Below are 20,069 nucleotides of genomic sequence, written 5' to 3'. Positions count from 1 at the left end.
TCCTCAGGCCAGCTCGACGACGCCGGACAGCGATTCCGACCCGCCCACGGCCCCGTACCGGCCGAAGGTGCGCTCGGCCATGGTGAAGTGACCGTCCTCCCGAATCAGCAGCACCGTGCTCGCTCGCGTGCCGTGCAGGTCGTGCGCGACGAAACGCGCCGACACCGCCCGCTCGAACTCCAGCGGGATGCCGGTGCGCGGCAGGAGGTCGTCGGGCGCCTCGGTCCGGTCGGCCAGCAGCGCGAAATAGTCGTCGACGGAATCCGGTGTGTTCGCGACGATCTCGCGCAGCCCGGCCAGCCCGCTCGACACCTTCGGCCACGGTGTCACCGCGCCCGCACCGGTCACCTGGGGATCGCTGGGGACAGATCCCACCAGCGAGGCCAGGTGGGCGCCGTTCGAGAGTCCGTGCAGACCGGGTGACAGCTCGGTGGGCGCGGCCCCGCTGCGATTGGAATGCCACCACAGTGCGCGCAGGTCGCTGACCAGCAGGTTGTAACCGATGTAGTCGTCGGGCGCGGCGACGGTCCCGGCGAGATAGTCCCCGGGCGTCTTGGTTCCCCGCAGGTAGTCCATCAGCAGGGCGCCGCGGGAGCGCGGGTGAGTCGGGTTGTCCTGTGGATCACGGACATTGGTGACCGTGGCGAAACGCGGATCGTCGGTGCGCAGACCCAGCCAGGTACCGGGGACGGCGGCGCCGAGGTCGCGCCCGGCCAGCAGCATCTCTCCGGGCCAGCCGCGCAGCGACTCGGTCTCGCGGGTGTAGAACTCGTCCCGGTTGGCGGCGACGATCAGCCGGTACTCGGGGTGCGCCCGCCAGGCGAGCAGAACCAAACACATGCCGCCCAGCATGCCCTGCGCACGAAAAAGGCCGGTAGCGCAGGGCTACCGGCCTCTTCGTGGCTGCTCTATGCCTGGGGTACCGCGATCAGTTGGTGCGGACCGACAGTCCCGGGTTGTCCGACAGGACCACGCTCAGCGGCTGCGCGAACAGTTGCGGAACGTCGCCGGTGATGGCGCCGATGATGTTCGGGATCTCGCAGATCGGGTAGTCGGCGACCGACGAGGCGCTGGAGATGCCGAGGGCCTGGCGACCGGTCACGATCGCGCCGCCCGAATCGCCGGGCAGGGCGCAGATGTTGGCCGAGAAGCTCTGGGTGAGCTGACGGTCGCCGACCTGCACGGTCTGGTCGACACCGTTGATGATGCCGCAGCTGAAACCGGTGCGCGAACCCGACTTGCAGACCGGGGCGCCGACCACCGGGGTGGCCACGCCGTCGACCGCGATCGGGGCGTTGCCGGGCACGCGGACCAGGTTGTTCTCGAAGCGGGCGCGCGCGTTGTCGTTGACCCGGATGATCGAGTAGTCCTGCTCGCCGAGCACCGACTTCTGGAAGGTGCCGAGCTGGGCGCCCGCGCGGTCGCCGTTGAGCTCGTAGATCGCGGCCGCGTTGCCGGTACCGGCCGAACCGAGATCCGGGTTGCAGTGACCGGCCGAGATGTTGATGACGTTGCCCGAGCGGTCGGTGCCGTTGAAGCCGAGCGAGCAGCGCAGCGAGCTGCGGCCCATGACCGAGGCGTATCCGTCGCCACCGGCCAGCGCGCCGTTGCCGTCACCGGCGACGGGGGTGGCGGTCAGGTCGACGCGCTCGCCCGCGACGGGCGGCGCGGTGACGACCACGCGGGACGGGTCGATGAAGCTGGGCAGCGGCAGGCCGGCCTGCTCCACCCGCACGGCGATCGCGTTGTTCACCGGGTCGATGACGACACCGCGCACGAGCGCGGAGACCTCGGCGGGCGCGGAATCGAGCCAGTTCTCGAACGCGGTCTTCTCACCGCGCAGCGCGGATTCGCTCTTGGCGACGTTGCGGACCGCGAAACCGGCCGACTCGGCGGCGGTGGTGGCCTCGTCGGCGCCGGGGCCCTGCGCGAGCGCGACGACCGCGTTGCCCGCGTCGTCGAGCCAGGCGCCGGCGAAGGACTGCGGGAACTGGCGCTGCGCGGTGGTGGCGAACGCGGCGACCTGCTGCGCCACCTCGGCGCGGCGCAGGTACTCCTCGGGCGAGATCTTCAGATCGCGGGTGACGGCCTCGACCAGCTGGGCGGGCAGATCAACCGCGGGTGCCGGCTGCGCGTCGGCGACCGCCATCGTAGGGCCGAACAGCAGAATCGCCGCGGACGCGGCGATCACGGACTTCCGAGCTCTTCTCGAGCTTCGCGCGGACGGGGTGCGACCCATACGTGGCAGGAGCATGATCGAACTATATGGGCTCGGACCGGTTATGCCTACTCGTACCGGTCACGAGATTTCGCCCACTCGGCCGTGTCCCGCGCCTCAGCCGGCGTTCGGCTTGGTGCGCACCGCGATTCCACTGCCGAGGCCCCCACCGGAGCTCGCCTCGATGTCGGCCAGGATCGGCCGGATCGGGACGCCGAGGGAGGCGGTGCCGCCGAACGGCGCCAGCTGGGTGTTGGCCTCGGTGCAGTTGGGCGCCTCGGCGGCGTTGGAACCGCTGGTGATGCCGAGCGCCAGCGTGCCGGTGACGATCGCGCCGCCGCTGTCGCCGCCGAGGGTGCAGGCGGTGCTGGCGAAGCCTCGGATGGTCTTGCTGACGCCCTCCGCGGTGAACAGCTGGGTCTCCACCCGCTCCGCCGAGACGAAACCACAGGTGAACGTGGACGATTGACCGGTCTTGCACACCGGGGCACCGGTGACCGGCTCCGCGGTGCCGGTGATGGCCAGCGTCGTGCCGTTGGCGCCACGCACCCGTGGCTGGTCCATGCCCGCGTTCACGGCGCGCTCGTTCAGCTTGATCACCGAGTAGTCCAGCGAGGCCGGACCGCCGAGCACGGCCTTGGCGAAGGACCCGACCTCGGGGCTGTTCGGGATGTCGCGCACGTTCGGCACGTACACCGGCGCGGTGCCGCCGTTGTCGATGTTCGGATTGCAGTGGCCCGCCGAGATGTTGAGCGCGTTGCCCGCGGCGTCGGTGCTGTTGAAGCCGAACGAGCACACGTCGACGCCGCGCAGGGTGGTGTCGTGCAGGTCCTTGGTGGCGGTGATGTAGGTGTCGCCGCCCATCGGCTTGTACTCGACCGGACCGCCGCCGCCGGGGGACAGCACCACCTTGATGGTGGCGATCAGGGTGGGCAGGTTCAGCAGGTGGCCGGTGCCGGTGTTGGCGATGTTGAGCACGAGCTGGCTGTTGAGCGCGTCGATGGCGACCGAGCTGATCGGCTCGGAGATCTCGCGCGGCAGGCTCGCGATCCACTGACTCAGCTGCACCAGCGCGCCTTCCAGGCCGCTGGCCGAGATCGGCGCGACGTGGGTCTGGTACCCGGCGGCCGCGGCGATCTTGCCCGCCTCGGCGTCGGTGACGGCGACGACGGCCTTGCCCTCCGGCGTCATCCACGCGCCGGCGAAGGTGTCGGGGTTCGCGGCGCGGAATTCGGTGACGTAGTCGCGCAGCTGCTGGGCGCGGGCAGCACGGTCGAGATATTCGCTCGGGGTCATGCCGAGGTCGCGCGAGATCGCGGTCGCGAGTTCCGCGGGGAGTGCGTCCGCCGAAAGCTGGGTGGGCGCAGCGGGTTCCGCCGAGGCGATGCCGGAGCCGAGCAGGGGAGCCAGAAGAACAGTCGCGGCGAAACCGGCGGAGGCAGCCTTGACTGCGGCGCGACGCGCCACCAACTTGCGCATGAAATCCCTTCGTCGGCACGAGTGATCGAGACCACCACCGGCGGCAGTGATGTCGGTCAGCGCATCACTCTAGGGCACAGTCGGGCAGCGGGCGCGGTTACCGTACCCCGCACCCGATCAGTTGTAGCCCGGAATGCGCATGGGGGAGGGCAGCGAGCCCGGCGGGACCGTCTGGAACGGCAGCAGCGGACGGGTCGTGCTGCGACCCGGCGTGGTCGGCGTCGGCGTCGGTGACGGTTCCGGCGTGGTCGTCGGTGGCGGTTCGGTGCTGGTCGTCGGCTCGGGTTCCGGTGTCGTGGTGACGACCGGCGGCGGCGTCGTGGTCTCGACGGCCGGCGGCGCAGGCACGAACGGCGACGGAGTCGGTGTCGGCGTCAGCGTTTCCGGGCGCGCGTCCGAGATCGGCGGCGGCGCCGTCGGCTCGTCGCCGCGCAGCGCGAGCGAGACTCCCACACCGCCGAGCAGCAGCCCGACCAGTGCCGCGGCCGCGATCAGCAGCGGGGTGCGGCTGCGTTCCGGCTTCGATGGGTCGGCGGGCGACACCACCGGAATCGCCGACGTGGGGGTGGGGATCGCTTTCGTCGGCTGCGCGGTCACCGGCATCGCCGCCGAATACGCCTGCGCGGTCACCGCGGGACGGGCCAGTGCCGGGATCACATCGGTGGCGACGAGGGAGTTCTCGGTGACGAGCGGATCGGGCGGCGTCGCGCCCGCCGGCGTCGCCAGCACCGCGACCAGCGCGGCCTCGGCGGCGGCCGTGGCGTACGCGCCGCCGGGCTCGACGCCGTCCTCGGGCTGGGGCAGCTCGTCCTCGCCGAGCAGCGCCACCGACTTCAGGCCGAGATAGTCCAGTGCCTCGCGGACGCCGCGCACGATCTCGGGCGTCCACACCGCCGGATGCGTGGCGTAGAACTCGGCCGGGCCGCTGAGATGCTCGGTGGTGAGATCGATCAGGCAGAACATGGCCGTGGCCAGCAGGTCCTCGGCGCGGTAGGCCTCGCCGCCGTCGACATCGACCCCGGACGGGTCACCGACGGCGCGCACGAAACCGGAGATCGAGTGCGCGTGCCCGGTCGGCGCTGGGCCGCCCAGTGCGGCGTCGCCGTCGTCGGACATGTGCAGCACCGCGTCGCGCGCGATGAGCCGCACCGCGCCGTCCTCGGTGACCACGGCGGCGATGCACTCGTCATCGGCCATCCGCAGGCCGACCCCAGTGGCCATCCGATTTACCTCGCTTCGGCGTCGACGTCAGGTTCGCGCCGAGCTACACCAGCAGCGAACCGTGTCCCATGGCGCGAAGCATTGACAATAATTCCGAGCGGGACCGCGCGCCTATGCGACGGCGGATCCGCGCGACGTGATGCTCCACGGTCTTGGCGGAAATGTACAGCCGAGCGCCGATCTCCCGGTAGGTCAGCCCGAGCAGGACCAGCTCGGCGACCTCGCGTTCGCGCTCGCTGAGGGTGGTGGTGTCGACGGCGCGCGGGGCGGGGTCCTCCCGGGTGGGCGACACCGGCGCGGCCGCGGGGCGTGGCTCGACGGGCTGGGCGCGGGCGCGCACCGAGCGGGCCAGCTTGAGCAGCACGGTCGCGGTCGCGGAATCGTCGACCGCGAGCGCGGCCTCGCTGGCGAGGCGGGCGGCGTCCCAGGTGAGGCCGAGTTCCGCGAGCGCCGACACTGCCGCCTGCACGTCGGCCGCGACCACCTGGCCACGCAGCACGAGCACCCAGGTGCGGCCCGCGTCGGCCAGTGCGGCGGCCTGCTGGTCGCCCGCTTCCGCGGCGGTCTTCAGCGCGTGGGCGTGCGGCAGGAGTTCGCGCGGTGACTCCTCGGCCAGCGCGGCCTGCACGCCGTACCAGTGGAAGGCGTTGGTCCACGCGGGCGCGCGACCCAGCTTGCGCAGCAGCGCGCGCGCCGCGTCGACCAGCGGCTGGATGCGGCGCACCTCGCCGAGTCGGATGCCTGCCAGCCAGAGTTCGCCGATCGGCAGCAGGCTCAGCAGGTCGGCGTCGAGCTCGTCGAACAGGGGGCAGGCGTCCTGCCAGGCGTGCGCCAGGGCCGCGTGGTCACCGCCGCGGCGGGCGAGGCCGACGGCGAGGGCGTGCGCGAGCAACTGGTCGCGGGCGTCGAGGGCGGCGATGTCGAGCTCGGCGAGCAGGCTGGCGGCGCGCCGCTCGTCGCCACCGAGCAGCGCGGTCCAGGCGCGCAGGACCGCGAGCTGACGGCCGGTCTCCGCGGACCGGCGCAGCGCGTCCTCGGCGCGGCGGGGATCGCCGGTGCCGAGGCACAGCAGCGTGGCGACCGAGACCGGGGCGCAGGGCAGGAAGCGGCCGTCGCCGGCATTGCCCGCTTGGATCAGGGCGGAGATCGCCGCGGCCGTGCCGGAGCCGTGCGGGTCGAGGGAGTCGCGCAGGGCGCCTGCGACGAGTCGCGCGCCCGCGTCGGCTTCGGTCGGCGGCCACTGCCGCGCGGTCTCGGACATGTCGGCGGCGCCGGTGAGGTCGCCGGTGAGCAGCAGGACCATCGCCGCCGACGCCCAGTCGGCGCCGACCCGGCCGGGGCCGAGCCAGTCGTAGAGTCCGGCCGCCCTGTTCGCCAGGCCGCGTCTGGTGAGCACGCCGGCGCAGATGCGCACGGCGGCGACGAGTTCGGTGGGCTCGATCCCGTCCGCGGTCAGCAGGGGCTCGGCGAGGCGGACGGCGGTGTCGTTGTCGCCCGCGATGGCGGCGGCCTCGGCCCAGCGCACCGCGATCGACTCCACGGGCGCGCCGGCGGCCGCCGCGGCGGCGTAGTAGCGCGCCGCCGTCCCTGACTTGGGCGCGGTGTCGCAGAGGAAGTCGGCGAGGCGGGCGTCGACGACACCCGACTCGGCCAGGATCAGCGCGGTGCGGTCACGCAGCAGTCCGGCGTCGATCCGGGCGGTGAGCAGTCCGCGCTGCACGGCGACGTAGCGGCGCTCGCCGAGTAGCCGGCGCAGCGGTTCCACGGCGGGAGCCAGGAGCAGGTCGGCGTCGGTGACCAGCGCGCCCGCCCTGGCGCGATCGATCAGCGTGTGCGCTGTGTCGGCGTCGATGCCGAGCACCTCGGTGAGTTCGGTTGCGTCCAAACCGGTTCCGGTGGCAGCGATCACCAGCGTCTCGAGCAGGTCGGGTTCGATCGTGTCGAGCTGGGCGCGCGCCCATGTCGTCACGGCGTGCTCGACGGCGTTCGTGCAGGCGTCCAGGGTTGTCGTGCGCGCCGCGCGCAACGCCGCGACGACACCGCCCGGAATGCCCGCGGTGAGCTGGTGGATGTGCAACGCGAGCGGCTGCGACACCGCCATGCCCAGTTCCCTGGCGAAGGTGGTGATGTCGCCGCTGCCCAGCGCCCGTAGCTCCACCGTGCGGCCGCGCCTGGCCACCGCGTCGGTCAGCGCGCGGAGCCGAGGATCATGTGGCCGCGGCTGGGTGGCCAGCACGACCGAGCGGCCGGATTCGATCGCGGCGCAGAGTGTTTCGAGTTCAGCGTCGCCGCAGCTGTGCACGTTGTCGGCGATGAGCACCGAGTCGGCGTCGCCCGTCGCGTCGGCGACCGTGCGACCCCGGCCGCGCAGATGGGCGCGAACGGCGTTGAGCAGCACTGTCTTCCCGGTTTCGGCGCGGCCGCGGATCAGCAGGACCGGTTGGCGGTCGGTCGCGTCGAGCTCACGAAAGACGGTGCGGGCGTTGGGGAAGGTGTCGAGAGCGATCTCAGCCACCGTTTCCTCCGAGGATCTGCCCCGGCAGCTGGGTTCCCGTCTCGAGGGTCTCGTCGACCACGCCGCCGAGGTCATCGATCAGGCCGCCGGGGTTGACCGGGAGCTGCGGCCGCGGCGCGGGAGAGGGCGAGGGAGCCGGGGCCGGAGCCGGCGCGGGAGCAGGGGCAGGCGCTGGTGCGGGCGCGGGTGCAGGCGCGGGGGCCGGGGCCTGTGGCGCGGGCTGTTGCGGTGCGGGGGCTTGGTTGCCGCCGGCAGGGGCTTGGCCGCCCGCGGGGGCTTGGGTTCCGCCGCTCGGCGCGCCGGCGGGGGCGGGCGAGCCCGGGTTCGCCGTGCCCGGTGCTCCTGCCTCGGTCGCCACCGGCTGTCCGTTCGTGGTGCCCGCCGGCTGCGAACCGGTCGGGGCACTGACTCCCGGCGTGCCGGGCTGTGCCGGATCGGCGACGCCCGAGCCGGTGGCGGCCGCGGGCGCGGCCCCCTGTCCGGTCGAGGCGCCCTCGACCGCGGGCACTGTGGTGCTCGTGGTCGGCCTGCTGGGCAGCGGCGAGGTGACGCCGCCGATGGCCAATGTTCCGGTGGCCAGCGCCGCCATCGCCACCGCCGCGGCGCCGACGAGCGCGGCGCGCTTCGCGGTGAACATCCGGGTGGGCGCCGGCTCCGACGGCGGCAGCGCGATCTCAGCGGCGGCCGCGGGCGGCGGCGCGACCACCACGGCGGGAATGGCCTCGGTGGGCACCGACACCGCGGCCACGTCGAGGGCGATCTCCGCCGCGCCGTGTGCCGCGGCGGTGGCCGGGTCGGCGCAGGCGGTGACCGCGAGTCCGAATTCGGTCGAGATCAGCTCGGCGACCAGCGGGATCGCGCCACCGCCGCCGGTGAGCAGGACCCGGCCGATGTCGCCGGTGCCGAGCCCGGCGCGGCGCACGGCGTCGCGGATCAGGTCCATGGAATCGAGCAGGGCGGGGCGCAGCAGGTCCTCGAGCTCGCCGCGGGTCAACCGCACCTGTTCGGTGCGGAGGTCGGGGTGGAGCATGCCCACCGGAACCACGGTCGCGGTGGACCGGGACAGTTCTTCCTTCGCCGACGCGCAGCGGGCGCGCAGCCGCGACAATTCCGCTTCGACGACCGGGTCGAACGGATCGATATCGATATCCTCGATCGCGTTTGCCAGGACATAGCGCATTGTCAGCAGATCGAATTCCGCACCGGCGACAGCGGTGCTGTGCAGCGCGGTCCCGAGCAGACCGGCCTGTTCGCCGGTGCGCAGCACGGTGACGGTGAGTCCGCTCGCGCCGAGGTCGTAGACGACCAGTGCGCCGTCGTCGAGCAGGCCGTTCTCCATCTCATAGCGGCGCAGCGCGGCCAGCGGCTCCGGGACCACGGTCACCTCCGGCAGCCCCACCCGCGTGAGCGCCGCCCGCATGGTCTCGACGGTCTGCTCCGGCCACCACGCCGGGTAGCAGGCGACGATGGTGGATTCGGTTGCGGTGCCGGACAGTTCGGTGACCAGCGCGTGAGTCGCGGCGGCGACGAGGTCGGCCGCGTCGTGCGTGGAACCGTCCGCTGCCAGCAGGTCTACCGGGTCGCCGACGCGGGACAGGTAGTCGTCGATGACGACCCCGTTGGTGTGGCGTGCGGTGTCGGCGAAGCGCACCGAGCCGTCGGCGTCGAGCAGCAGGGCGCTGCGATGGGTCGCGACGGTGGCATGGGCGCCGTCGGTCTCGGCGGCCGCGGCGACCGAATTCGCCGCGCCGACAGTGAGGCCGAGCGCCAGACGCTCTGTCATTGAACAACCCCGTTCGCAGTACTCCGATAAACCTTGTCGGAGACCACCGGGTGACCCGGCGTCCCACCCGATCTGTCGGTTGCCAGGGGGCCGCTGTTACCCGCCGTAGGGCAAGTACGGGGAAATTCCCCTAATCGGCATCGAGCCCCTAACGGGGTGCCCCCGGCGTGAACTAGGTATTTGCCCCGTTACCTGTAACGACCTGCGGACCTAGCGTGAAAGACATTCCAACGACAACGGATCGGGCGCCGAGCCCTTGATCTGGAGGAGCTGATCTCGATGACACCCAACGCGATTCTGGAGTTCATCCTCAATCTGCTGCGCGACAAGGACGCCGCCGCCACCTACTGCGCCAATCCGTGCGCCGCGCTGGCCGCCGCCGGGCTCGAGGTGACTCCGGAGGACATCTCCGCCTGCGCCCCCATGGTGGCGGAGTCCGCGCTGGTCACCGGCGGCTCCCAGCTGCAGTCGATCGTCGCGGCCGGTGCCGCCGCCGGCGCCGGCGCGACCCTCGCCGCCACGGCGACCACGGCCGCCGCCGTCACCGCCGCGACCGACGTGGAGGCCGACATCGACCTCGGCCTCGGCACCACCGCGTCCGCCGTAGCCGACGTCGCGGCCCAGGTGGGCGCCGCCGTCGACGGTGCCATCAACGCGGTGACCAACACGAACATCGACCTCGACGCCGACCTCTCCACCGGCCTCAGCACCGCGATCGGCCTCGGCGGCGACGTGGCCGCCGGGCTGGGTGGCGCTCTGAACGGCGCCGTTGGCATCGGTGGCGACCTGGCCGCCGGGCTCGGCGGCGCGCTCAACGGCGCGGTCGGCGTCGGTGGCGACTTGGCCGCGGGGCTCGGTGGTGCCTTGAACGGCGCGGTCGGCGTCGGTGGCGACTTGGCCGCGGGGCTCGGTGGTGCCTTGAACGGCGCTGTCGGTGTCGGTGGTGACCTGGCCGCTGGGCTGGGCGGTGCGCTGAACGGTGCGGTCGGTGCCGGTGGTGACCTGGCCGCGGGTCTGGACGGTGCGTTGAACGGCGCCGTCGGCGTCGGTGGCGACTTGGCAGCCGGCCTCGACGGTGCCCTGGATGGTGCCGCAGGTCTCGGTGCGGGCCTCGACGGCGCCCTGTCCGGCGTCGTCGGTGCGGGCGGCGACCTCGCTGCCGGCCTCGGCGGCGCACTGGATGGCGCCGCGGGTATCGGCGCAGGTCTCGATGGCGCCCTGTCCGGCGTCGTCGGTGCGGGCGGCGACCTGACGACCGGTCTCGAAGGCGCTCTCGAGGGTGCTGCGGGTATCGGCGCTGGTCTCGATGGCGCGCTCTCCGGTGCAGTGGGCGCGGGCGGTGACGTGGCCGCTGGTCTCGACGGTGCGCTGGATGGTGCGGCTGGTATCGGTGCCGGCCTCAACGGCGCGCTGTCCGGCGCTGTGGGTGCGGGCGGCGACCTGGCCGCCGGTCTCGATGGCGCGTTGGACGGCGCTGCGGGTATCGGCGCTGGTCTCGACGGTGCTCTGTCCGGCGCTGTGGGTGCCGGCGGCGACCTGGCCGCTGGTCTCGACGGTGCGCTGGACGGTGCAGCCGGCATCGGCGGCGGCATCGAAGGCGCCCTGGACGGCGCGATCGGCGCGGGCGCTGGCCTCGATGGCGCGCTGTCCGGCGCTGTGGACGCGACGGCCGGTCTCGATGGTGCGCTGTCGGGTGCTGCCGGTGCGGCGGGCGGAATCGCGGCTGGTCTCGGCGGTGCCGTGGATGGTGCGGTCGGTGCGGGGGCCGGGCTCGAAGGTGCTGTCGACGGGCTCGTCGGTGGAACTGCCGGGCTCACTTCGGAACTCGGCGGACAGCTCGGTGGCGGGCTCGAGGCCGGCGCGAACGGCGCGACCACGGTCGGTGCCGGGCTGGGCGCGGCGGCGAATGCCGGGGCGCAGGCGGCCGGCGGGCTCGGTGCCGCGGTGACCACGACGGCGATCACCGGTCTCGATGGTGCGGCCGGCGTGGGCGCCGAACTCGGCACCGGCCTGGAGACCGGGCTCGGCGGCGCGGCTTCCGCGGGCGCCGACCTCACCGGCGGCCTCGGTGGACTGTTCACCGGCGGCGGGTCGGCGGAGATCGGCACCGGCCTCGACACCGCGCTCTCCGGTGCGACCGGCATCGGACTCGAGACCGGCCTCGCTGGTGGTGCGCAGGCCGGTCTCGACACCGGCCTCGGCCTGGCAGGTTCGGTGGCAGGAAGTGCCAACGCCGGTCTGGGCGGTGCGGTGGAATCCGGTCTCGGCCTCGCCGGTTCGACGGCAGCGGGCGCGCAGGCGGGCCTCAGCGGCGCGGTCGACGCGGGCCTCGGCGCGACGACGGGTGCCCAAGCCGGCCTCGGCGGTGCGGTGGACGCGGGTCTCGGCGCCGCGTCGGGTGCCCAAGCCGGCCTGGGTGGCGCGGTGGAATCCGGTGTCGGCCTGGCTGGTTCGACGGTCGGCGGTGCGCAGGCGGGCCTCGGCGGTGCGGTGGACGCGGGCCTCGGCGCGACGGCGGGAGCCCAAGCCGGTCTCGGTGGCGCGGTGGAATCCGGTGTCGGCCTTGCCGGTTCGACGGCGGCCGACCTCGGCGGGTCCGCCGGCACCGGCCTCGAAACCGGCCTCGGCGGCGGCCTGTCCGGCGGTCTCACCGGCGACACCGGCTTCACCGGCGCCACCGGCCTCACCGGCGACGTGGCGGGCACGACCCAAACCACCACCGCCGCGACCGGCGACCTCACCGGTGGAGCGACGACGCAGGGCGCGGTCACCACGGCTGCCGACACCTGGTCCTCGGTCGACGTGTCGAGCGCGTTCGGCTCCGGCCTGCACGGCTCGAGCCTCAGCGGCGACAGCTCGCTGTTCGGTGAATCGAGTACCGTCACCGGCGCCGGTGCCGATACGCACACCGACGGACTGTTCGACTGAGCGAAACGGACACTGGGATGGGGACTCTCGCACCGAACGCGGTGCCGCTGGCGACGGTGTTGGCCGACACCGTCGCGGCGGCCCGCGCCGCGGGTCGCGCGGACCTGGTCGGCCGCCTGGTGCAGGTCACCGAGCGGGTGCGCGATCCACGTCATCGGATCGTCGTCACGGGCCAGCTCAATCAGGGCAAGAGCCGGTTCGTGAACGCGCTACTCGGGCTCGACGTGTGCCCGGTCGGCGACGACACCACCACAGTGCTCCCACTCCACCTGTCCTACGGCGAGCAGCAGCGCGCCCACCTGGTGCTCACCGCGCCCGGCGCCGAGGAGTCGCGGGTGGAGATCCCGTTCGACGAGATCGGCGCCATTGATCCGCGCAGCCCGCTGGCGCAGGGCAAGCAGATCGCCCGGATCGAGGCCGAGGTGCCGAATCAGCTACTGGCCGACGGCATCGTCCTGATCGACACCCCCGGCGTCGGCGGGCACGGCGGTACCGGCACCGCGACCATTCTCGGCATGGCCACGGCCGCCGACGCGGTGCTGGTGCTCTCCGACGCGTCCACCGAGCTCACCGAGCCCGAACTCACCTTCGTCCGGCAGGTCCGCGAACTGTGCCCCGCGGTCGCGGTCCTGCTCACCAAGACGGATCTGTATCCGCATTGGCAGCAGGTGTTCGAGGCGAACCGCGGCCACCTCGGCACGCTCGACGTCGCGGCGATCCCGGTCTCGGCCCTGCTGCGCGCCCACGCGCTGCGCCTGCAGGACGCCGAACTCGGCAGGGAGTCCGGCTTCGGTGTGCTGTTCACCTTCCTCCGCGACCGGGTCGTCGCCCGCGACCACGCAGCGACCCGCCAGGCCGTCTCTCGTGAATTGCATTCGGCGGCGGAACATCTCGCGCTCGCGCTGGGCAGCGAACTGGTCGCGTTGCGCGATCCGGCACTCGGCTCGGCCGCCATCACCGAACTGCAGACGGCGCGCACGGCCGCCGAGGAACTGCAGCGGCGCACCGCGAGCTGGCAGCAGACCCTCGCCGACGGCATCACCGACCTGGTCGGCGATGTCGACCACGACCTGCGCGAGCGCCTGCGCGGCATCGCCCGCACCGGCCAGGAGTGGATCGACGACCACGATCCCGGCCGCCACTGGGGCGCGATCGCCGAGTGGCTCTCCGACGCCGTCGACACCGCCCTCGGCGAGAACCTCCTGCTCACCCACCGCCGCACCGAACTGCTCGCCGAGCGGATCGCGGACCACTTCGCCGAGGTCGGCGCGGTGGAACTGCCGGAGGTGGGCGACGATCGCGCGGTGACGAGCACCGGTTCCCTGGCCGATCTGGAGCCGGACATCGGTTTCACCAGCAAGATCCTGGTGGGCATGCGCGGCTCCTACGGCGGCGTCCTGATGGTCGGCCTGGCCACCACTTTCGCCGGGCTCGCGATGCTGAACCCGATCTCGCTCGGCGCCGGGCTGATCGTGGGCGGCAAGGCCTATCGCGACGACAAGACCGCCCGGCTGGCCCGCCGCCGGATCGAAGCGAACGCGGAGGTCCGCCGCTTCCTCGACGACGTGGCGTTCCAGGCCGCCAAGGACACCAAGGATCGCCTGCACCGCATCCACCGCGCCCTGCGCGACCATTTCGCCGGCGTCGCCGATCGCAGTCTGCGCTCGATCGACGCGTCGTTGCGCGCGGCCCAGGACGCGGCGACGATGGCCGCGACGCAGCGCGCCGAGCGCACCGCCGTGCTGGAGCGTCAGCTGCACGCCGTCGCCGAGCTGCGCCGGTACGCCGATTCGATGCTGGTCGAGCCGGGGGACAAGCCGTCCGGACGGCACGCGGCCGCCGGTACGGTATCTGGGTGACCTACCGCTTCGACACCGCTCCATCCGGCCATCGGCCCGCACAGGGGATTCTGGCCGAGGCGCGGCAGCTGGTCCGCGCGGCGGCGCGAGCGTTCGATCGCCAGCCGTACGCGCGTGCCGCGCTCGCCGACTGCGAGCACCGTTTACGGGAACCGCTGCGAGTGGCGTTGGCCGGGTCGATCAAGGCGGGCAAGTCGACGCTGCTGAACGCGCTGGTCGGGCAGAGTGTCGCGCCGACCGACGCGACCGAGTGCACCCGGCTGGTCACCTGGTATCGCGACGGCGCGACGCCGTCGGTCACCGCGTTCTCCCCGGAGGGCGCCCGGGCCAATGTGGTGGTCCGGCGCGGCGGCGGTGCGCACGGTCTGGCTTTCGACCTGGACGGCCTGCGCTGGGACGGGCCGCGCGCGAGCGGCGTCGACCATCTCGAGGTGAGCTGGCCGTCGGCGGCCCTGGCCCAGACCACCATCATCGATACGCCGGGCACCTCGTCGCTGTCGCGCGAGGTCTCGCAGCGCACGATCGAACTGCTCACCCCGGGTGACGCCGCGTTCGATCAGCCCGCGCTGTCTTCGCCGGGGGCGGATGCCGTCGTCTATCTCCTGCGCCGCCTCGACGCCGCCGACGTGCATTTCCTCGAGCAGCTCGGCGCCGGCGGGGCGGACGGCGCCGGCCCGCTCGGCGTGGTCGGTGTCGTTTCCCGGGCCGACGAGATCGGCGCGGGCCGCATCGACGCCCTCCATTCGGCGCGTGACGTCGCCGCCCGCTTCGCGGGCGAGCTGGAGCGAACGGGCCTGTGCCAGGCGGTGATTCCGGTGGCCGGGCTGCTCGCGTTCGCCGCGGTGACCCTGCGTCAGCCCGAGTTCGCCGCCTTCCAGGCGCTGGCCGGGGTGCCCGCCGAGGACCTGGGCGTGGCGTTGCTGTCGGCGGATCGCTTCGCCCGCGCCGACATCCCGCTGCCGGTGGCGCCGGAGCTGCGCGCGCAGCTGGCCGATCGCTTCGGGCTGTTCGGCATTCGCATGGCCACCACACTGATCCGGCTCGGCGTGCGCGATTCGGCGACGCTGTCGGCGGAACTGGCCGCCCGCAGCGGCATCGACGAGCTGCGCTCGGTCCTCGACGTCCAATTCGGCCAGCGGGCAGACCAATTGAAGGCCCATTCGGCGCTCACCACCCTGTCCAGGGTGATCGCCGCCCACCCCGGCACCGAGGCCGACCAACTCCTCCCGCGGGTCCGCGCCCGCCTCGCCGACGTGCACGGTTTCGCCGAGCTGCGCCTGCTCGGCCGCCTGCGCACCGACGAACTACCTCTCCCGCCCGACGACCTCACCGAACTCCACCGCCTCCTCGGCGGCGCGGGCATCGCTCCCCACCTCCGCCTCGGCCTCCCCGCCGACGCGCCCGTGCCGACCATCCACGCCGCCGCCCTCGCCGCCGTCCGCAAGTGGCGAGCCCGCGCCACCCACCCCCTCGCCGACCAGTCCACCGCCACCGCCTGCCGCACCGCCGCCCGCAGCGCCGAAGGCATCATCGCCGAACTCGCCCCCTGACCAGCCCCGGCGGCACATGGAGGGAAGGGGCAACGATGTCTGGGTACCGTGTCAATGTGCCGATGGCATGGATTCATAACTTCATGCAGATCAGCAGGTCTATTCCATAGAGCGATGTTTCGAATCTAGAACATCAATGGCGGGTAATGGTATCGTGACATATGACCGATGCCAGGGTTCGTCGCCATCTGGTTCAGCTCGGCGCGATGCTACGAAAAGCGCGTATCGATGCCGGCTTGACCCAAGATCAAGTGGGCGAGCTTGCCGGTGTCACGCGCCAACTCGTCGGCCGGGTCGAAGCGGGGAGTCCGCGCGGGGAGATCGGCAGGATCGTCCAGATCGCCGACGCGCTGGGGTTGCGACTGGTCGCTGAGCCGATGCCGCGACGGCGTCCGCCGACCGCCGATCGGCACGCCGTCGACGAGGTCATCGCCCGCTTGCGAGGCGAGCCGGGATCCGATGACTGACCTCGTGGTCGTCCTCGACGGGGCGGTCGCCGGCGTGGTGACCAACGTGGCAGGCAAGCCGAACTTCACCTACCTCGACGACTACGCCGACGACATCAACGCCACCGCCCTGTCGTTGTCGATGCCCCTCGCGGCCGGTCGAGTCTTCGACCATCGCGTCACCGCACCGTGGCTGTTGAACCTGCTCCCGGACGACGCGGCCGTCCGCGATCTGCTCGCACGCGAGTTCGGTGCGTCGCCGAACAACTCGACGGCGTTGCTGGCGCACGTCGGTTTGGATTGCGCGGGCGCGGTACAGCTCGTCGAGCCGGAGCGGATCGACGACGCGCTCAACGGTTCCGGCTGGCTGGAAGATGCGAACGACGCCCAGCTCGGCGAACGCCTTCGACGGCTGCGTGACGCACCCGCGCAGTGGCTGGGGGCTGATGAGCGCTGGAGTCTGGCCGGCGCGCAGTCCAAGTTCACCGCCGTGCGTACCGACCACGGGTGGGCGTACGCGCGTGGAAGCGCGGCAAGTACGCACATCATCAAGCCGGGTATCGGGCGCTTCCCCGGGCAGGCGTTCAACGAGCACCTCTGTTTGCGCGCGCTGGCCGATGTCGGTGTCACGTCGGCGAGCTCCGAGTACGTCGAATTCGACGGCGCCGCAGCGATCGTCGTCGAGCGGTACGACCGGATCCGCACCGCGGACGGACGGGTGCTCCGCCTGCACCAGGAAGACATGTGCCAGGCGCTGTCGGTTCCTCCCGACCGCAAATACGCTTCCGATGGTGGCCCTTCCGCGACCGCGATCGCGGGTCTGCTGGCTCGCGAGGCGGCCCAGAGCGACGTGGACCGTTTCACCGACCTGGTCGTCGCGCAGTACCTTCTCGGCGCACCGGACGGGCACGCCAAGAATTACTCGGTGATTCTCGACGGCCTGGACGTGATTCTCGCTCCCGCCTACGACATCGCGAGTTCGCTGCCGTACGACCCGTCGCGCGGCTCCGGGCTCGCGCGTATCGCGATGCCGATCGCGGGGCGGTCGAAGTTCGGCGAGGTCACCTTGCGTCACATCGAGAAGTTCGCGGGAGCGGCGGGAACGGATCCGGACCGGCTGGTGGCGCGGACCCGCGAGATGGCGGCCGCGCTCCCCGACGCACTGGCTCGGGTGGATCCGGACGCCACCGACGACGCCATGGTCGCGTTGCGCGCGAATCTCGTCGACGCGGTGGCCGAACACTGCGCCACGCTCCGCGACCCCACCCCGACCGCGCCCCCTGCGCGCGGCCGGAGTGGTGATCAACCGTAGCGGACCGTCACCGCGTTTGCGATACGGAAGGTTCCGTAACTGTGACGCGTCACGATGTGGCATCGAACGGCGCGGTTGAGCCGAGTCGTAGCAAGAATGTCGGCGGGGTGGGAAATTTTTTCGGCGGTCGGGAATGAATCATCGCAGGTGCTGGTTGTGCTCATCGACAACCTTGAGCGTGACTCACTCAAGTTCCAGTTGACTCCCGACGGAACTCGAGGGCAGGATTGAGCTGACCACGCTCAGCGTTGCTGAGGCTGTGCTCCGCGTGATGTGCCTGGGGTTCGGCCTGAGAGCACTCACATACATACGTCAAACAGGAGGAATCACTATGGCTCGTGCGGTCGGAATCGACCTCGGGACCACGAACTCGGTCGTCAGCGTTCTCGAAGGCGGCGAGCCGGTCGTCGTCGCGAACTCGGAAGGCTCGCGCACCACCCCCTCGATCGTCGCGTTCGCGAAGAACGGCGAGGTTCTCGTCGGCCAGCCTGCGAAGAACCAGGCCGTCACCAACGTCGACCGCACCATCCGCTCGGTCAAGCGCCACATCGGCACCGACTGGAACGTCGAGATCGACGGCAAGAAGTACACCCCGCAGGAAATCTCGGCGCGCACGCTGATGAAGCTGAAGCGCGACGCCGAGGCCTACCTCGGTGAGGAGATCACCGACGCGGTCATCACCGTCCCCGCCTACTTCGAGGACGCCCAGCGTCAGGCCACCAAGGAAGCCGGCCAGATCGCCGGCCTGAACGTGCTGCGCATCGTCAACGAGCCCACCGCGGCCGCGCTGGCGTACGGCCTGGACAAGGGCGACAAGGAACAGACCATCCTGGTCTTCGACCTCGGTGGCGGCACCTTCGACGTCTCGCTGCTGGAGATCGGCGAGGGCGTCGTCGAGGTCCGCGCGACCTCCGGTGACAACCACCTCGGTGGCGACGACTGGGACGAGCGCATCGTCACCTGGCTCGTCGACAAGTTCAAGGCCAGCTCGGGTATCGACCTGACCAAGGACAAGATGGCCATGCAGCGTCTGCGCGAGGCCGCCGAGAAGGCGAAGATCGAGCTGTCCTCGAGCCAGAGCACCTCGATCAACCTGCCCTACATCACCGTCGACGCGGACAAGAACCCGCTGTTCCTCGACGAGCAGCTGACCCGCGCCGAGTTCCAGAAGATCACCTCCGATCTGCTGGACCGCACCCGCGCGCCGTTCCAGTCCGTCATCAAGGACGCCGGCATCAACGTGGCCGACATCGACCACGTCGTGCTCGTCGGTGGCTCCACCCGTATGCCCGCCGTCTCCGAGCTGGTCAAGGAACTGACCGGCGGCCGTGAGCCGAACAAGGGCGTGAACCCGGACGAGGTCGTCGCCGTCGGCGCCGCCCTGCAGGCCGGTGTGCTCAAGGGTGAGGTCAAGGACGTCCTGCTGCTCGATGTCACCCCGCTGTCGCTGGGTATCGAGACCAAGGGCGGCGTGATGACCAAGCTCATCGAGCGCAACACCACCATCCCGACCAAGCGCTCGGAGACCTTCACCACCGCCGACGACAACCAGCCGTCGGTGCAGATCCAGGTGTTCCAGGGTGAGCGCGAGATCGCCTCGCACAACAAGCTGCTCGGCTCCTTCGAGCTGACCGGCCTGCCCCCGGCCCCGCGCGGCGTGCCGCAGATCGAGGTCACCTTCGACATCGACGCGAACGGCATCGTCCACGTCACCGCGAAGGACAAGGGCACCGGCAAGGAGAACAAGATCAAGATCCAGGACGGCTCCGGCCTGTCCAAGGAAGAGATCGACCGGATGGTCAAGGACGCCGAGGCGCACGCCGCCGAGGACAAGGCCCGCCGCGAGGAGGCCGAGACCCGCAACCAGGCCGAGTCGCTGGTGCACCAGACCGAGAAGTTCATCAAGGACAACGAGGACAAGGTGCCCGCGGACGTGAAGTCCAAGGTCGAGGCGGCCATCGCCGAGGCCAACACCGCGCTCGCCGGTACCGACATCGCCGCGGTGAAGACCGCCGTGGAGAAGCTGGCCACCGAGTCGCAGGCCCTTGGCCAGGCGCTCTACGAGGCGCAGGCCGCCGACGCCGCCGCCGATGGCAACGGTGCCGGGCCCGCGAACGACGACGACCAGGTCGTCGACGCCGAGGTCGTCGACGAGCCGGTGGACACGGAGAAGAAGTGACCGAGGCCAACTCCGAACAGGAGCTGATCGAGGACATCGTCGAAGACGCCGACTCCGCCGCGCAGGCGGCGGAGCCGGACACCGACGGCGAGGCCGAGGCGCCGGCCGGCGACGAGCTGGCCGAGCGCACCGCCGACCTGCAGCGGTTGACCGCGGAATACGCGAACTACCGCCGCCGGGTCGAGCGGGATCGTCAGGCGAACATCGACGCGGCCAAGGCCGCCGTCGTCACCGAACTGCTCGGTGTGCTCGACGATCTGGACCGGGCCAGGGCGCACGGCGACCTGGAGACCGGCCCGCTCAAGGCCGTCGCCGACAAGCTGGAGACCGCGCTGACCAAGCAGGGTCTCGTCGAGTTCGGTGCGGTCGGTGACCCGTTCGACCCGACGCTGCACGAGGCCGTGCAGCACGAGGGCTCGGGCGCCGATCCGGTCATCGGCGTGGTGATGCGCAAGGGCTATCGGTTCGGCGAACGGGTGCTTCGGCACGCGATGGTCGGGGTAACCGATGCCGAGGCCACCGAGGCATCGGATCCGGATGCCGACGGCGACACTCAATAAGAACGCGAGAGGAGGAGAT

14 protein-coding genes are annotated in these 20,069 nt (G+C 71.7%); 7 read left to right on the top strand and 7 right to left on the bottom strand.

Going from position 1 to position 20,069, the window contains the following annotated elements; genetic code table 11:
• Nucleotides 1-3: 3 nt before the first annotated feature.
• From DFR69_RS12270 to DFR69_RS35535, 6 genes are all read right to left on the bottom strand, one after another.
• A complete protein-coding gene (locus DFR69_RS12270) occupies nucleotides 4-840 on the bottom strand; it encodes an NRDE family protein (protein ID WP_110038242.1) in 837 nt (278 codons plus the stop codon).
• A gap of 88 nt (nucleotides 841-928) precedes the next feature.
• Nucleotides 929-2,191: a S1 family peptidase gene (locus tag DFR69_RS12265; protein ID WP_244198220.1), complete on the bottom strand. Its 1,263-nt coding sequence runs from the start codon at nucleotides 2,189-2,191 to the stop codon at nucleotides 929-931.
• A 144-nt stretch (nucleotides 2,192-2,335) separates the two neighbouring features.
• On the bottom strand, nucleotides 2,336-3,697 hold the full coding sequence (locus DFR69_RS12260; RefSeq protein ID WP_110037658.1) for a S1 family peptidase: 1,362 nt from the start codon (nucleotides 3,695-3,697) through the stop codon (nucleotides 2,336-2,338).
• 117 nt (nucleotides 3,698-3,814) lie between these two features.
• Nucleotides 3,815-4,918 (bottom strand): hypothetical protein, encoded by a 1,104-nt coding sequence (locus tag DFR69_RS12255; protein WP_110037657.1) that lies wholly within the window; start codon nucleotides 4,916-4,918, stop codon nucleotides 3,815-3,817.
• A gap of 43 nt (nucleotides 4,919-4,961) precedes the next feature.
• A complete protein-coding gene (locus DFR69_RS35540) occupies nucleotides 4,962-7,433 on the bottom strand; it encodes a LuxR C-terminal-related transcriptional regulator (RefSeq protein WP_110037656.1) in 2,472 nt (823 codons plus the stop codon).
• Nucleotides 7,426-9,216: an Hsp70 family protein gene (locus tag DFR69_RS35535; protein ID WP_110037655.1), complete on the bottom strand. Its 1,791-nt coding sequence runs from the start codon at nucleotides 9,214-9,216 to the stop codon at nucleotides 7,426-7,428. The genes DFR69_RS35540 and DFR69_RS35535 overlap by 8 nt, the downstream gene beginning before the upstream one ends.
• Before the next feature lie 279 nt (nucleotides 9,217-9,495).
• Here DFR69_RS35535 and DFR69_RS34430 point away from each other — a divergent pair, with 279 nt between their 5' ends.
• From DFR69_RS34430 to DFR69_RS12215, 5 genes are all read left to right on the top strand, one after another.
• Complete coding sequence (locus DFR69_RS34430) at nucleotides 9,496-12,144, top strand: IniB N-terminal domain-containing protein (RefSeq protein ID WP_167456251.1); 2,649 nt, start codon at nucleotides 9,496-9,498, stop codon at nucleotides 12,142-12,144.
• 17 nt (nucleotides 12,145-12,161) lie between these two features.
• Nucleotides 12,162-14,003, top strand: a complete 1,842-nt coding sequence (locus DFR69_RS12230; protein WP_110037653.1) for a dynamin family protein — start codon at nucleotides 12,162-12,164, stop codon at nucleotides 14,001-14,003.
• Between the two features lie 50 nt (nucleotides 14,004-14,053).
• Nucleotides 14,054-15,553 carry a dynamin family protein gene (locus tag DFR69_RS12225; protein WP_167456270.1) on the top strand — a complete coding sequence of 500 codons (1,500 nt, stop codon included), beginning with the start codon at nucleotides 14,054-14,056 and terminating at the stop codon, nucleotides 15,551-15,553.
• Nucleotides 15,554-15,714: 161 nt separating this feature from the next.
• A complete protein-coding gene (locus DFR69_RS12220; protein WP_110037651.1) occupies nucleotides 15,715-16,020 on the top strand; it encodes a helix-turn-helix domain-containing protein in 306 nt (101 codons plus the stop codon).
• Entirely contained in the window at nucleotides 16,013-17,311 is a 1,299-nt protein-coding gene (locus tag DFR69_RS12215) for a type II toxin-antitoxin system HipA family toxin (protein WP_110037650.1), read from the top strand. The genes DFR69_RS12220 and DFR69_RS12215 overlap by 8 nt, the downstream gene beginning before the upstream one ends.
• On the opposite strand, the gene DFR69_RS34425 is transcribed toward DFR69_RS12215, so the two are convergent.
• Nucleotides 17,302-17,475, bottom strand: coding sequence for a hypothetical protein (locus tag DFR69_RS34425; protein WP_167456250.1), 174 nt, complete (start codon nucleotides 17,473-17,475; stop codon nucleotides 17,302-17,304). The genes DFR69_RS12215 and DFR69_RS34425 overlap by 10 nt on opposite strands.
• A 167-nt stretch (nucleotides 17,476-17,642) precedes the next feature.
• Here DFR69_RS34425 and dnaK point away from each other — a divergent pair, with 167 nt between their 5' ends.
• Both dnaK and grpE read left to right on the top strand, forming a co-directional pair.
• Nucleotides 17,643-19,490 carry a molecular chaperone DnaK gene (gene dnaK, locus DFR69_RS12210; RefSeq protein WP_110037649.1) on the top strand — a complete coding sequence of 616 codons (1,848 nt, stop codon included), beginning with the start codon at nucleotides 17,643-17,645 and terminating at the stop codon, nucleotides 19,488-19,490.
• Nucleotides 19,487-20,050 (top strand): nucleotide exchange factor GrpE, encoded by a 564-nt coding sequence (gene grpE / locus DFR69_RS12205; RefSeq protein WP_110037648.1) that lies wholly within the window; start codon nucleotides 19,487-19,489, stop codon nucleotides 20,048-20,050. The genes dnaK and grpE overlap by 4 nt, the downstream gene beginning before the upstream one ends.
• Nucleotides 20,051-20,069: the final 19 nt, after the last annotated feature.

It is taken from the genome of Nocardia neocaledoniensis, from assembly GCF_003182135.1.
GTDB classification, from domain to species: Bacteria; Actinomycetota; Actinomycetes; order Mycobacteriales; family Mycobacteriaceae; genus Nocardia; species Nocardia neocaledoniensis.
This window is presented reverse-complemented; position numbering and strand designations above follow the sequence as displayed.